Here is a 14,957-nt window from a genome sequence, read left to right as displayed (position 1 = left end):
CGGTCGTCTGCTTGCAATGACGATTGTGTTGAATTAGTCGAACGCCATGACTGTTATTGTTCGATTTGCACCGTCACCGACGGGCTACATACACATTGGCAATGCGCGCACTGCTTTGTTCAACTGGCTTTATGCCATGCAGAACGGCGGACAATTCGTGCTGCGCTTCGATGATACGGACGTTGAGCGCTCGCGGCAGGAATATGCTGACGCCACGCTTTATGATCTTCACTGGCTCGGAATCTTCCCCGATCATGTGAAGTATCAGTCTCAGCGCTTCGACGTTTACGATCAGGCGGTCGAGACGCTGAAGGCCAAGGGGTTGCTCTATCCGTGCTATGAAACGGAGGAGGAGCTGGAGCTTCGCCGAAAGATTCGCCGCACGCGCAAGATGCCACCGGTCTACGGTCGCGAGGCGCTTGCGTTGACCGAGCAGGAAAAGGCCGAATATGAGGCTGAGGGCCGCAAGCCGCATTGGCGCTTCCTGCTTCCGAACTTTGTGTCTGATCCGCTTGAGCCTCGCTCAACGAAGGTTACGTGGAACGACATCATTCGCGGCAAGCAGACGGTCGATCTGGCCTCGCTTTCCGATCCCGTGCTGGTGCGCGAGGACGGAACCTATCTCTACACCCTGCCGTCAGTTGTGGACGATGTCGATCTCGGCATTACCCACGTCATTCGTGGCGATGACCATGTGACGAACACCGGCGTTCAGATCGAGATATTCAAGGCGCTGGGCGCAGAGCCTCCGACATTCGGCCACCACAACCTTCTCACTACGGCTTCCGGTGAGGGACTTTCCAAGCGCAGCGGCGCGCTGTCGCTCGGCGGATTGCGCGAGGACGGCGTTGAGCCGATGTCCATCGCGTCGCTCGCTGTGCTGCACGGCACGTCCGAAAATGTCATCGCTTGCCACAACATGCTTGAGCTTTCGGAGCATTTCGACCCCAAGACCGTCTCCAAATCGGCTGCGAAGTTCGATCCTGATGAGTTGGTGACGCTCAATCGCACCATCCTTCATCAGATGGATTTCCGCGATGCGCAAGATAGGCTCGGTGCGCATGGCGTTTCCGGCGAGCGCGCGGAAGAGTTCTGGAATGTCGTTCGCGGAAACCTTGATCGGTTGCAGGATGCCGCTGGCTGGTGGCGCATCGTTCGCGAGGGGCCGCACGAACCCGTGTTGTTCGGCGAAGACGATCTCGATTTTGTGCGCGCCGCATTCAATGTGCTGCCCGAGGAACCGTGGGACCGCACGACATGGAAAACTTGGACTGCGGCAGTGCGCGAGGCAACCGGGCGCAAAGGAAAGCAGCTTTTCACGCCGCTTCGCCTTGCGATAACCGGGCGCGACTCCGGGCCGGAACTGGCTGATTTGTTGCCGTTGATTGGCCGCGACGCCATGCTTGCGCGCAAGCCCTGAGACTTGCGCGTTTAATCAAGCTTCGGGCAGCACCGCTTTCGCTTGTTGAGAAGCTTCCGTCACGGCCAGCGCGCTCATGTTCACGATGCCGCGCGACGTTACGGACGGTGTGAGAATGTGGGCTGGCTTTTTCGTGCCGAGCAGGATCGGTCCCACGTGGAGTGCGTCCATCATCTGCTTTGCCGTTGATAGCGTGATGTTTGCCGAATCCAGATTCGGAAAGACCAGTAGGTTCGCCTCTCCTTTAAGTTTGGAATGCGGATAGACGCGTTGGCGCTGTGCTTCCGAAAGCGCCGAGTCGCCGTGCATTTCACCGTCGCAATCAAGATCGGGCGCGAGACGTTTCAGTATCTCTGCTGCCTCACGCATTTTCAGCGCACTTGGCGAATCGCGGGAGCCGAAGTCCGAATGCGAGAGCAGGGCAGCCTTGGGGTGTATGCCGAATCGCCGGATTTCCTCAGCGGCCAGCACCGTCATTTCCGCAATTTCTTGCGCTGACGGATCGACCGTCACGTAAGTGTCCGTGAAAAAGGTCACGCCGCGCTGCGAAATAAGCATCGAGAGCGCCGACAGATCCTTGTCGCGTACACCCGGCCGGGTTCCGATAATCAGCCGCACATTGCGCAAATGCCGCTCGAACCGGCCTTCCAGCCCGCCGATCATGGCATCAGCATCGCCGCGCCTTAGTGCGAGCGCTGCAATCACCGTATTGTCGGTGCGAACCATCGTGCGCGCACCTTCCGGCGTAATGCCGCGATGGCCAGCTATTTCCACCAGTTCGTCAACATAGTGCCGATAGCGCGGATCGTCTTCCGGGTTGATCAACTCGAAATCCGTACCAGCCTTTATGCGCAGGCCGTAACGTTTGCTGCGAATCTCGATGACATGCGGGCGCCCGATAAGGATCGGCTGGGCAATGCCTTCCTCGATAACCACTTGCGCAGCACGCAGCACACGCTCGTCCTCGCCATTGGCATAGATCACGCGTTTTGAAGCTGCGGCTTTTGCCTTCGAGAAGATCGGCTTCATGATGAGGCCGGAGCGGAACACAAAGCGCGTGAGCCGATCCACATAGGCTTCCATGTCGGCAATCGGGCGCGTCGCTACGCCAGAGTCTGCCGCAGCCTTGGCGACAGCTGGCGCGATGCGCAGGATCAATCGCGGATCGAAGGGCGAGGGTATGAGATAGGTTGGCCCGAATGTCGGCGTTTCGCCGGAGTAGGCGCGCGCGGCGACATCGGAAGGCTCTTCGCGCGCCAGCCCGGCGATTGCACGCACTGCCGCCAGCTTCATCTCCTCATTAATCGCGCTTGCGCCGCAGTCCAGCGCGCCGCGGAAAATGTAGGGGAAGCATAGCACATTGTTGACTTGATTCGGAAAATCCGAACGGCCTGTACAGATCATCGCATCGGGCCGTGCGGCCCGCGCTTCTTCGGGCATGATTTCCGGCGTGGGGTTGGCCAGCGCCAAAATCAGCGGATGCTTCGCCATGCCTGCCAGCAATTCCGGCTTCAAAACACCGGCCGCCGAAAGGCCGAGAAAAACGTCAGCGCCTTCGATGACGTCTGCAAGCGTGCGCTTGTCCGTATCCTTCACATAAGGATCTTTCCAGCGGTCCATCTCCTCGGCGCGGCCCTTGTAAGCTACGCCGAAGCGGTCTGTGACCCAGATGTTTTCAATGCTCGCGCCGAGCGAGACAAGAAGGTTGAGGCAAGCGAGTGCCGCTGCACCTGCGCCCGAACTAACGATCTTGACCTTGGCCAAATCCTTGCCCGAAAGCTCCAGCGCGTTCGTCACAGCGGCGGCAACAATAATCGCGGTTCCGTGCTGATCGTCGTGGAAAACCGGAATTTTCATCCGTGCCTTCAGCTGTTCTTCCACCTCGAAACATTCCGGGGCCTTGATGTCTTCAAGGTTGATGCCACCGAAGGTCGGCTCCAGCGCAGCGACGGTGCCGACCATCGTGTCGATTTCTGGCGCGTCGATTTCGATGTCGAATACATCGATGCCAGCAAATTTTTTGAAAAGAACCGCTTTACCTTCCATCACCGGCTTGGAAGCGAGTGGTCCGATATTTCCCAGACCCAGCACTGCCGATCCGTTGGAAACTACGCCTACGAGATTTGCGCGTGCCGTGTATTCGGCCGCGAGCGCGGGATTGTCATGGATTTCCAGGCATGGGGCGGCGACACCGGGCGAGTAGGCGAGGGCAAGGTCACGCTGGTTTCCAAGCGGCTTTGTCGCCTGTATCTCCAGCTTTCCGGGAATAGGATATTTGTGAAAGAAAAGAGCAGCTTCTTCCAGATCACTGCGCTTTTGCTTGATCTCGCCGGACATGATTTTCCCTCCACACCTTCCGCGCAACGAAAGAGCAAGAAAGCGCCGTTGCCGCAACCCCAAACTACACAAATAGGTCATGCGCAGGGCGCTTCGATTGCCAAGAATTTCTTGAAAATGAAACAGCATTTGCCCTGATTGTCGTGATGATCACATTGCGAGAGGCTTTCAACGATCCCCAAATTGCGCCGGAGGAGGAAGTCATGGCACGTATGCGGGCAGTCGATGCAGCCGTTCTGGTTTTGGAAAAAGAAGGCGTGAATTGCGCTTTCGGCGTACCAGGCGCGGCGATCAACCCATTTTATTCCGCGCTCAAGGCGCGCGGTTCCATCCGCCATGTCCTCGCCCGTCATGTTGAGGGTGCTTCGCATATGGCTGAGGGATATACGCGCGCTGCGGCGGGCAATATCGGCCTGTGCATTGGCACATCCGGTCCGGCAGGCACGGATATGATAACCGGCCTTTATTCCGCTTCGGCAGACTCGATACCGATTCTCTGCGTTACAGGGCAGGCGCCGCGCGCCCGGCTCAACAAGGAAGATTTTCAGGCGGTGGACATCGCGGCGATTGCCGCCCCCGTCACGAAATGGGCTGTCACGGTCATGGAGCCATATCTGGTGCCGATGGCGTTCCAGAAGGCGTTTTATCTCATGCGTTCAGGCAGGCCGGGGCCGGTTCTGATCGACATGCCAATAGACGTGCAGATGGCGGAAATCGAGTTCGACATCGACGCATACGAGCCCATGCCGCTGGCGAAACCAGCCATGAGCCGAGCGCAGGCGGAAAAGGTTCTTACACTTCTAAACGAGTCGGAGCGGCCGCTCATCGTCGCTGGCGGCGGCATCATCAATGCGGATGCGCAGGATCTTTTGACCGAATTTGCCGAGATCGTTGGTGTGCCGGTCATTCCAACGCTCATGGGCTGGGGTACGATTCCCGACGACCACCCGTTGATGGCTGGCATGTGCGGCCTGCAAACCTCGCAGCGCTATGGAAACGCCAACATGCTGGCCTCGGACTTCGTTCTTGGCATCGGCAATCGCTGGGCAAACCGGCACACCGGCTCTGTCGAAACATATACGCAAGGCCGGAAGTTCGTTCACATCGACATTGAGCCGACGCAGATCGGGCGCGTGTTCGCTCCGGATCTGGGTGTCGTTTCCGATGCTGGTGCGGCCTTGAAAATGCTGCTCGACGTCGCAACTGAATGGCGCTCATCAGGCAAGCTTCGCGCCTGGCGGGATTGGGTTGGCGAATGCCAACAGCGCAAGAAGGCACTCAAGCGCAAGACGCATTTTGAGAACGTTCCGCTTAAGCCGCAGCGCGTCTACGAGGAAATGAACAAGGCGTTCGGGCGCGACACGACCTATGTCACGACCATCGGCCTTAGCCAGATTGCCGGGGCGCAGTTCCTCCATGTTTATAAGGCGCGCAACTGGATCAATTGCGGGCAGGCGGGACCGCTCGGATGGACGCTTCCTGCAGCACTTGGCGTTCGCGCTGCACGGCCTGAAGCCGAGATCGTCGCGCTGTCCGGTGACTATGATTTTCAGTTTATGATCGAGGAACTTGCCGTCGGTGCGCAGCACAAGCTGCCATATATCCATGTGCTCGTGAACAACGCTTATCTCGGTCTGATCCGTCAGTCGCAGCGCGGGTTCAACATGGATTTTCAGGTTGATCTCGCCTTTGAAAACATCAACGTGGGCGAGGGCGCAGAAGCTGGCTATGGCGTCGATCACGTTGCAGTCGCGGAGGCAATGGGCTGCAAGGCGTTGCGCGTGCGCAAGCCGGAAGAGTTCCAGTCCGCGTTTGAAGAAGCCAGGCGGCTCGTGAAGGAGCATCAGGTTCCGGTCGTGCTCGAATTCATCCTTGAGCGCGTGACCAACATTTCGATGGGCACTGAAATCGACAATATCATCGAGTTCGAAGAGTTGGCCGAGCGTAATGAAGATGCGCCGACCGCCATCATGATGCTCGACTAAGCAGGAGTAATTTCATGCCAAGATTTTCGGCAAATCTTTCCATGCTTTTTGGTGAGCATGAGTTTCTAGACCGCTTCGATGCGGCGGCGAAGGCTGGCTTCAAGGGCGTCGAATATGTCGGGCCCTACGACCATGCGCCGGAGGCTGTGGCCGAACGGCTGAAGCGCAACGGCTTGGCGCAGGTGCTGTTTAACCTGCCGCCGGGCGATTGGGCAAAAGGCGAGCGCGGCATCGCCGTGCTGCCGGATCGCATCGACGAATTCCGCAAGGGCGTCGATACGGCGATCACTTACGCCAAGGCGTTGGACTGTCCGCAGGTGAATTGCCTTGCCGGAATTGCACCGCAAGGCGTCGATGCTGCCGTGCTCGAAAATGTCTTTGTTGAGAACTTGAAGTTTGCGGCTGCGAAGCTCAAGCAAGCTGGCATTCGCCTTCTGATCGAGCCGATCAACACAATCGATATTCCGGACTTTTTTCTTAACACCAGCCGTCAGGCGCTGGCCCTTATGGAGCGTGTCGGTTCGGATAATCTCTACCTGCAATACGATATCTACCACATGCAGATAATGGAGGGCGATCTGGCGCGTTCCATCGAAAAGCACTTGCCGCGCATCGCGCATATCCAGTTGGCCGATAATCCCGGACGTCACGAACCCGGCACGGGCGAAATCAACTATCCGTTCCTCTACGATCATCTTGACCGCATCGGGTATGCCGGTTGGGTCGGTGCGGAATACAAACCCCGCGCCGGCACGGTGGAAGGGCTCGGCTGGTTCAAGGATTTGTCGCGCAAGGCTGCGGCGTAGGGGGAATTATGGAAACGATCGGCTTTATTGGTCTGGGCATTATGGGCGGCCCGATGGCCGGGCATTTGCTGGATGCTGGCTACAGTGTCGTCACCTCAAACCATCGAGGCGCGCCGCGCGCTGATCTTGTGGCCAAGGGGCTGAAAGCGGTCGCGGGCAACAAGGCGGTCGCGCAGGCGGCGGATATCATCATCACAATCGTGCCGGATACGCCGGATGTGGCGGACGTGCTTTTCGGCGGCGAAGATAGCCTTGCGGCTGGTTTATCAGCGGGCAAGCTCGTCATCGACATGAGTTCGATTTCGCCCATCGAAACCAAGGAGTTTGCGGCAAAGATCGAAGCGCTCGGCGCTGATTATCTCGACGCGCCTGTTTCGGGCGGAGAGGTTGGAGCCAAGGCCGCGAGCCTGTCGATAATGTGCGGCGGCAAGCCGGAGGTTTTCGAGCGCGCGCGTCAGGTTCTGGAAAAGATGGGCAAGAACATTACTCTCGTCGGGCCGGTCGGATCGGGACAAACCGCCAAGGTTGCCAATCAGATCGTCGTCGCACTCACCATTGAGGCAGTCGCGGAAGCGCTGGTCTTCGCGTCGAAAGCAGGAGCCGATCCTGCGAAGGTGCGGCAAGCGCTGATGGGTGGGCTAGCGACCTCGCGCATTCTGGAAGTGCATGGCGAACGCATGATCAAACGGACATTCGATCCGGGTTTCCGCATCGACCTCCATCGGAAGGACTTGAACCTCGCATTGGATGGTGCGCGCGCGCTTGGCATCGCGCTGCCGAACACGTCCACCACGCAGCAGCTTTTTAACGCCTGCGCAGCCAATGGCGGCGGCAAGGATGATCATTCAGGGCTGGTGAAGGCGCTGGAACTAATGGCGGGGCACGCAGTCGCTTAAACGGATTCCGTGACTAGTGTCAGCGTTGCATTGCACCTCATCCGCCTGCCGGCGCCTTCTCCCCGTAAACGGCGCGAAGGAAGCACTGATCCGCTTTGATTTCAATCTCAGAACGTCGCAAGAGGACTTCGACCTCTCTGCCATCGTCCTTCGCCTCGTTTACGGGGAGAAGGTAGCGGCAGGCGGATCGGGGGTGGCGCGAGCTATACAGAACCCAGATGCCGTTGCGCCGCGTATAGCGCGACGGCGGCAGCGTTGGAGACATTCAGCGACCGTATCGCTCCGGGCATATCGAGCCGTGCGAGCGTTGACACTGTCTCGCGTGTTTTCTGCCGCAAGCCTTTGCCTTCCGCTCCCAACACGAGTGCGATTTTTCCACCCGCGAAGGTCTTTTCCAGCTCTGCCGGTCCATCGGAATCCAGACCAATCGTTTGGAAACCTGCCTCGTGCAGCGTTTCGAGCGCTTCGGCGAGATTGCGAACCTCGATGTGGTCGATGTGTTCCAGCGCGCCTGAGGCTGCTTTTGCCAGCACGCCGCTTTCCTGCGGGCTATGTCGCGCTGTGGTGATCAATGCGCCCGCGCCGAACGCGACTGCCGAGCGCATGATTGCCCCGACATTGTGCGGGTCCGTCACCTGATCCAGTACTAGCAGCAGCGGTGAATCGCCAAGCTCATCGAGCCGCTTTGGTTGCAGTGGTTTGGCTTCGATCAATACTCCCTGATGTACCGCATCGCTGCCGGTGATGCGGTCGATCTCGCGCGGCTCGACCATTTTGACGTCGAAGGGCAGGGCGTCCACGTCCGTAATGCCGAGGCGTTCCACCGCATTGCGCGTGACCATCATATGGTCGATTCGCCGTTTGGGATTGGCAATTGCCTCGCGCACGGAATGCAGGCCGTAAATCTGCACAACACCTTTTGGCACAGGTCCGGCAGGCGTTGCGGGGCGAGAACGTTGCGGCTGATTTCCGGTTGTTTTGGCCCGGTGCTCACGCCGCAAACGCGCATAGTGGCTGTCCTTGGGTGTTCCAGCCTTTTTGTCGTCGCTCATGCCAATCGTTTCCCTGATCTGCGCAACGCCTTAGCAGTTTCCGGCAAAATGGCTACATCGATCCTGCGCGGGCAGGCGAATATCGCTATTTGCTCAAAATAGGTCGTGAATAATTGCGACCGTGGTTGACACACCAATACGCAGTCGCCATAAGGCGCTTCGCATCGTGACTGAGCAAGCATTTGCTTCGGTTCGCGGATGCGAATATGCCTCGTCGCATGGCTCCGTAGACAGTATGGAGGAGTGCCCGAGTGGTTAAAGGGGACGGACTGTAAATCCGTTGGCTTAGCCTACGTTGGTTCAAATCCAACCTCCTCCACCACTGTCGCGCCGGAAGCCACGCGGGTGTAGCTCAATGGTAGAGCAGCAGCCTTCCAAGCTGAATACGAGGGTTCGATTCCCTTCACCCGCTCCAATTTTCCAAACGCTAATGTGCTTTTCTTTCAGATGGTCCGAGAGAGAATTCTTCGCGCATGAAAAAGCCCACCTGACATACAGGCGGGCCAAATCATTTCAGCGATAATCTTTTATCAGGCGGCTGCCAGAACGGTCTTTGGTTCAGCCATTTCGTAGCCCAGAGCTTCTGCAACAGCGCGGTTGGTTATGCGGCCTTTGTGGACGTTCAGACCATTGCGCAGATGCTGGTCGTCGAGGATCGCCTTGATCCCCTTGTCGGCAAGCTGCAAGCCATAGTGCAGCGTGGCGTTGTTGAGCGCGTGAGCGGAGGTGACCGGCACGGCACCCGGCATATTCGCCACGCAGTAGTGAATAATGCCGTCGACTTCATAGGTCGGATCGGCATGGGTGGTAGCGTGAGAGGTTTCGAAGCAGCCACCCTGGTCTATGGCGACGTCTACCAGAACCGCACCCTTCTTCATGCCGGAAAGCATTTCGCGGCTGACCAGCTTTGGTGCTGCTGCGCCGGGAATGAGAACTGCGCCGACAACGATGTCTGCGGAGAAGCATTCTTCTTCCAGCGCCTCAACTGTGGAGTAGCGCGTGTGCACGCGACCGTTGAAGATGTCATCCAGCTGGCGCAAGCGTGGAATGGAGCGGTCCAGAATTGTCACGTCCGCGCCCAATCCAGCCGCCATTTTCGCAGCATGAAGGCCCACGACGCCGCCACCGATAACAGTTACCTTGCCGGGGAGAACGCCCGGAACGCCGCCGAGCAGCACGCCGCGTCCGCCATTTGCTTTCTGAAGCGCAGTAGCGCCAGCCTGAATCGACAGGCGTCCCGCAACTTCGGACATTGGTGCGAGCAGCGGCAGGCCGCCGCGATCATCCGTCACGGTTTCGTAGGCAACGGCTGTAACGCCGGAATCTAGCAGGCCCTTGGTCTGCGCCGGATCGGGAGCCAGATGCAGATAGGTATAGAGGATTTGTCCCTCGCGAAGCTGGACCCATTCGTTCGGCTGGGGCTCCTTGACCTTCACGATCATGTCTGCGCGGGTGAAAACTTCTTCCGCGGTTTTTGCAATCGTCGCGCCCGCTGCGCGGTACGCATTATCGTCAGCGCCAATACCTGCGCCTGCGCCGGTCTGAACGATCACCTCATGGCCATGCGCAACATATTCGCGCACTGCGCCGGGCGTCAGACCGACGCGATATTCATGGTTTTTGATTTCTTTCGGGCATCCTACACGCATCGCGTTCTCCTCTATCGGCTTACTGCCGTGCTCCCTGACAACTGAGTAGAACACAATCCGTTTCGCAGGTCTTTGCGAAGATGGTTGCTAGAATAGCTAATATTCGTTATTTCTTGCGCTGAAATTGTTCTTTTTCGAAGAAAGTTCGATGAACGGTGTTGGATAAGCTTGATATCGCCATTCTGGAGGCCCTGCAGGCTGATGGGCGGTTGCCCAATGCGGCCCTGGCGGAGAAGGTCGGGCTGTCGCAATCGGCCTGCTCTCGTCGCCTCGATATCCTCGAAAAGAGCGGGATGATCCGCGGCTATCATGCGCGTCTGTCAAATGCTGCGCTGGGTTATCGTACGACAGCCATTGTGCACATTTCGCTTTCCGGTCAGTTCGAGAAATCGCTGGCCGAATTTGAGGCTGCTATCCGCCGCTGTCCGAATGTTCTGTCCTGCCACCTCATGTCGGGCGAATACGACTATATCCTGCGCATCGCGGTGAAGGATTTGCAGGACTATGAGCGCATTCACAAGGAATGGCTTTCAGCCATGCCGCACGTGACGAAGATCAATTCTTCCTTTGCCTTGCGAGAGGTTATCGACCGCACGACGGTTGGAATGAAGCCCGAGACGACGTGACTGGACTTGGACACAATTAGGGTCGACAGTTTTGGCATCTGACCAGACAGGAGATTGCCCCCATGTCGCGTCCCGACTTTTCCGTTTCCCGCCGTACTTTTCTCGCCGGTTCCGCCGCCAGCGCCCTTGTGATGCTGCATCCGTTCTCGGCGCGGGCGAATGCAAATCAGGCGCATCTGCGCATAATGGAAACGACTGACATTCACGTCAGCGTGCTGCCTTATGACTATTATGCCGATAAACCCAATGACACGATGGGCCTGTCGCGCACCGCGACATTGATTGGCAATGTTCGGGCCGAAGCCACCAACTCAATGCTGGTGGACAATGGCGACCTGCTTCAGGGCAACCCGATGGGCGACTACATCGCCTATGAGCGAGGCATGAAGGACGGTGATATCCATCCGGTCATGAAGGGCATGAACCTGCTCGGCTACGAGTGCTCAACGCTCGGCAACCACGAATTCAACTACGGCCTTTCTTTTATGGATAAGGTGCTTGCCGGCGCGAATTTCCCCTTTGTTTGCGCAAATCTGGTGCGCGGCACGCAACTAGCATCCGATCCGCGACAGGACACATTGTACCTCAAGCCCTATGTGATCCTCGAAAAGAAGATCAAAGACGGGGCCGGGGCGGAACAGCCTGTCAAGATCGGAATCATTGGCTTCGTGCCGCCGCAAATCATGAACTGGGATGCCAAAAACCTGATTGGAAACGTGGTCACGCGGGATATTGTGCAGGCCGCCAAGGCGTGGGTTCCGCAGATCAAGGAAGAGGGCGCAGATATCATCATCGCGCTCTCCCACTCAGGCATCGACATCAAGCAAACCGACATGATGGAGAACGCTTCGTTCTTCCTCGCGGGTGTGGACGGCATCGATGCTATTTTCACGGGCCACCAGCATCTGGTCTTCCCCGGCCCGAAGGATTTTGTGGGGCTGGACGGTGTCGATGCGGAAAAAGGCACGCTTGGCGGCAAGCCCGCCGTGATGGGCGGCTTTTGGGGTTCGCATATGGGCCTGATCGACCTGCTGCTGGAAAAAGATGGAAACAAATGGAAGGTCGTCGCGGCGGCTTCAGAGGCGCGGCCGATCTACGAGAGGGTTGAGAGCAAGAACAAGGCGCTTGTGGTTGACGATGAGCGTATTGTGAGTGCCCTAAAGGAGGATCATGAGGCGACGCTCGTCTATGTCCGCAGGCCGGTCGGTAAAACCTCGGCTCCGCTCTATTCCTATTTCGCGCTGGTTGCGGATGATCCTTCTGTGCAGATCGTCAGCCAGGCGCAAACCTGGTACATCAAGGATCTGCTGAAAGAGTCCAAGTGGAAGGATTTGCCGGTTCTGTCTGCTGCCGCGCCGTTCAAGTCGGGCGGGCGCGGCGGGCCAGACTATTATACGGACGTGCCAGCGGGCGACATTGCGATCAAGAATGTCGCGGACCTTTACCTTTATCCCAACACTGTGCGCGCCGTGGAAATCACCGGAGCGGAGGTCAAGGAATGGCTCGAAATGTCTGCTGGCATTTTCAACAAGATCGAGCCGGGAAAGAGCAACCAACCGCTCATAAACAAGGATTTCCCAGCCTATAATTTCGATGTCATCGACGGCGTTACCTACAAGATCGACCTGTCGCAACCGCCCAAATATGACCCAAAGGGCAATCTCATAAATTCCGGATCAAGCCGCATCGTAGATTTGAGCTTCGACGGAAAACCGATTGACGCTGCGCAGAAATTCGTTGTGGCCACGAACAACTACCGCGCCGGCGGAGGCGGCAATTTTCCGGGCATCAACGCCTCCAAAATTATCTATGAGGCGCCCGATACAAATCGCGATGTTATAGTAAGGTATATTGTAGAGCAGGGAACGATTAATCCGTCTGCTGATTCGAACTGGTCGTTTGCGCCCATGTCTGGAACGAGCGCGGTTTTTGAAACGGGTCCGAAAGCCAAGGACTTTCTCGATTCGGTAAAGGGGGTAAAAATCGCGGCGGATGGTGAAGGCGAAGGAGGTTTTGCGCGCTACCGCATTGATCTTTGAGCGAAACTAGACGATTGGCCACAGTTTAAGTGCTGCACCTATGTTGTTGCGGCGCTTAACGCGGTATAGACGAGTTTGCCATAACGACAGGCAAGGTAATGCGGAACCTCTACCAATTCGTACGGCAGAAGGGCTGGCTTCCCTACATCAGCTTCGCCCATGATGTTATCGTCGCGCTTATCGCGTTCGTGGCGGCGTTCGCTGTTGCCTATAATACGAACTATCTGTCGTGGATTCCTGATTTTCCGCAGAAGATCGCCGCGTTTGTCGCGCTCAGCACGATTTGCATTTATGTGTTTCGAGTCAATCGCACTTCATGGCGCTATGTCTCCGCGCCGGATGTGCTGGAGATAATCAAGGCGGTGGTCGCCGCGGTGGTTATCTATACCGCCGGCGCGTTTCTCGTTTCGCGCGGCCAAAACGTTCCGCGATCAGTGCCTGTCCTCACCGCGATATTCATGATCGGTGGCATGGTCGGTTCGCGTTTTGCCTACCGGCTGATGCTTGAGCGCAGGCATGGGTCGCGCGCCGCCAAGCGCACCAAGCAGGCCAAGCGCCGCGTTATTTTGTATGGCATGAACGATGAGGCCGACAGTTTCATCCGCTCGGTGCGACGGGCGGGAAATGGCACTTTTGAAGTCGCTGCAATCGTTGATGATAGCCTCTTTGCCAAGGGGCGCATCGTGCAGGGTGTGCGTGTTCGCGGACGGCTGGGTGATTTGCCTAATATTCAAACGCTATTGCAATCGCGTGGCAAGCCGGCATCTGAACTCATCATCACCGATCCAAATCACTCGCGCAAACGGCTCGGTGAAATTGTCGAGGCCGGGACTGCTGCCGGGCTGAAGGTCCTGCGCCTGCCAGATCGAACCTCCACGACTGTTCTTACCAGTGACCAGTTGCTGGAACCGAAAGAAATTGAGCTTGGCGACCTGCTTGGGCGTCCGGAAATAAAGGCCGATCTGCAAGGCGTGTCGTCCATGATCAATGGCCGCGTTGTGTTGGTCACGGGCGGCGGCGGCTCAATTGGTTCGGAGCTTTGCAGACAGATCGCAATGCTCGGCCCGCAAAAGCTGATCGTCACCGATAACTCGGAATTCCTGCTCTACAATTTGGATACGGAACTTCGGGACCGTCATCCGCAGCTTGCGCTTGTTGCACATATTCTTGACGTGCGCGACCGTGCGCGCGTCAACCAGATATTCGAGGAGTTCAAGCCGCAGCTTGTTTTCCACGCGGCGGCGCTGAAGCACGTGCCCCTGGTCGAATCGAACCCGCTGGAAGCCATCAAGACCAACCTCCTCGGTACGCGCAATGTCGCCGACGCGGCACTCGCAAACAGCGCTCTGTCGTTTGTCATGATCTCGACCGACAAGGCTGTGAACCCGACCAATGTGATGGGTGCCACCAAGCGCTCGGCCGAATCTTACTGTCAGGCGCTGGATGTTTCCTCCGATGCAACCAGCTTCAAGACGGTTCGCTTCGGCAATGTTCTTGGCTCTAATGGCTCGGTCGTGCCGCGCTTCAAGGAGCAGATTGCGGCGGGTGGGCCGGTTACGGTTACGCACCCCGACATCATCCGCTTCTTCATGACCATTCCGGAGGCCGTTCGGCTTGTGCTGAATGCGTCTTCACATGCCATGCATCGCGCCAATGAGCGTGGCAAGATCATGGTGCTGGATATGGGTAAGCCCGTTCGCATTCTGCACCTTGCAGAGCGGATGATTCAGCTTGCTGGCTTCAAGCCATACACTGATGTGGACATTGTTTTTTCCGGCCTGCGTCCGGGTGAGAAACTCTATGAGGAATTGTTCGACAAGTCGGAAGTGCGAGAGGATACCGCGCATGACGGTTATTTTGTCGCTTCGCCGCGAATGATTGACCATGTTTTGCTGAACAAATCCGTGGCCGAGATTGAAAGCGCGCTCGCTCGTGAAGATCGCGAGCGGGCCTTGATGATCCTGCACCACATCGTGCCCGAGTTCATCCGCAATGAGCGTGCTTCGTCTGAGCCTGAAAATCGGCCACTATCTCGCGCTGAAGCTGAACAAGACCAAGCGATTTCCTAGACAGTTAAATTTCCGGCGGCTAAGAAGCACCGTCGAGTTTTCCCGCCGGTTTGCCGGCGGTTTTTCATGAAGGTCAGT

10 protein-coding genes and 2 tRNA genes are annotated in these 14,957 nt (G+C 57.4%); 9 read left to right on the top strand and 3 right to left on the bottom strand.

Annotated features, from left to right (window positions below; genetic code table 11):
- The first annotated feature begins 46 nt into the window (after positions 1-46).
- Complete coding sequence (gene gltX, locus DY251_RS17010) at positions 47-1,420, top strand: glutamate--tRNA ligase (RefSeq protein WP_116625107.1); 1,374 nt, start codon at positions 47-49, stop codon at positions 1,418-1,420.
- Between the two features lie 15 nt (positions 1,421-1,435).
- On the opposite strand, the gene DY251_RS17005 is transcribed toward gltX, so the two are convergent.
- Positions 1,436-3,757, bottom strand: coding sequence for an NADP-dependent malic enzyme (locus DY251_RS17005; protein ID WP_116625106.1), 2,322 nt, complete (start codon positions 3,755-3,757; stop codon positions 1,436-1,438).
- A 203-nt stretch (positions 3,758-3,960) separates the two neighbouring features.
- On the opposite strand from DY251_RS17005, the gene gcl reads away from it, so the two are divergent.
- From gcl to DY251_RS16990, 3 genes are read left to right on the top strand one after another with little or no spacing between them, the layout of a single operon-like run.
- Positions 3,961-5,742, top strand: a complete 1,782-nt coding sequence (gene gcl, locus DY251_RS17000) for a glyoxylate carboligase (protein WP_116625155.1) — start codon at positions 3,961-3,963, stop codon at positions 5,740-5,742.
- 14 nt (positions 5,743-5,756) lie between these two features.
- On the top strand, positions 5,757-6,548 hold the full coding sequence (gene otnI / locus DY251_RS16995; RefSeq protein ID WP_116625105.1) for a 2-oxo-tetronate isomerase: 792 nt from the start codon (positions 5,757-5,759) through the stop codon (positions 6,546-6,548).
- Positions 6,549-6,556: 8 nt separating this feature from the next.
- Entirely contained in the window at positions 6,557-7,444 is an 888-nt protein-coding gene (locus DY251_RS16990; protein WP_116625104.1) for a 2-hydroxy-3-oxopropionate reductase, read from the top strand.
- A 203-nt stretch (positions 7,445-7,647) separates the two neighbouring features.
- Here DY251_RS16990 and rlmB read toward each other — a convergent pair whose 3' ends face one another.
- The gene (rlmB, locus tag DY251_RS16985; RefSeq protein WP_116625103.1) at positions 7,648-8,496 is read right to left on the bottom strand and encodes a 23S rRNA (guanosine(2251)-2'-O)-methyltransferase RlmB; all 849 of its coding nucleotides are present in this window, start codon (positions 8,494-8,496) and stop codon (positions 7,648-7,650) included.
- Between the two features lie 237 nt (positions 8,497-8,733).
- Here rlmB and DY251_RS16980 point away from each other — a divergent pair.
- Positions 8,734-8,818, top strand: a tRNA-Tyr gene (locus DY251_RS16980).
- A 19-nt stretch (positions 8,819-8,837) separates the two neighbouring features.
- Positions 8,838-8,911: transfer RNA gene (locus tag DY251_RS16975), tRNA-Gly, on the top strand.
- 115 nt (positions 8,912-9,026) lie between these two features.
- Here the strand turns inward: DY251_RS16975 and ald are convergent.
- Positions 9,027-10,145 (bottom strand): alanine dehydrogenase, encoded by a 1,119-nt coding sequence (gene ald, locus DY251_RS16970; protein ID WP_116625102.1) that lies wholly within the window; start codon positions 10,143-10,145, stop codon positions 9,027-9,029.
- 158 nt (positions 10,146-10,303) lie between these two features.
- On the opposite strand from ald, the gene DY251_RS16965 reads away from it, so the two are divergent.
- The 3 genes from DY251_RS16965 to DY251_RS16955 all read left to right on the top strand — a co-directional run bounded on the left by DY251_RS16965 (position 10,304) and on the right by DY251_RS16955 (position 14,879).
- Entirely contained in the window at positions 10,304-10,771 is a 468-nt protein-coding gene (locus tag DY251_RS16965; protein WP_425373312.1) for an Lrp/AsnC family transcriptional regulator, read from the top strand.
- 62 nt (positions 10,772-10,833) lie between these two features.
- A complete protein-coding gene (locus DY251_RS16960; RefSeq protein ID WP_116625100.1) occupies positions 10,834-12,810 on the top strand; it encodes a bifunctional 2',3'-cyclic-nucleotide 2'-phosphodiesterase/3'-nucleotidase in 1,977 nt (658 codons plus the stop codon).
- Positions 12,811-12,908: 98 nt separating this feature from the next.
- Positions 12,909-14,879, top strand: coding sequence for a polysaccharide biosynthesis protein (locus DY251_RS16955; RefSeq protein ID WP_116625099.1), 1,971 nt, complete (start codon positions 12,909-12,911; stop codon positions 14,877-14,879).
- Positions 14,880-14,957 lie beyond the last annotated feature (78 nt).

The sequence above is a fragment of the Mesorhizobium denitrificans genome, assembly GCF_003403035.1.
In the GTDB taxonomy this organism is placed as follows: domain Bacteria; phylum Pseudomonadota; class Alphaproteobacteria; order Rhizobiales; family Rhizobiaceae; genus Mesorhizobium_G; species Mesorhizobium_G denitrificans.
Note: the sequence above shows the minus strand (reverse complement) of the source record. Positions and strands in the feature narration are given on the sequence as shown.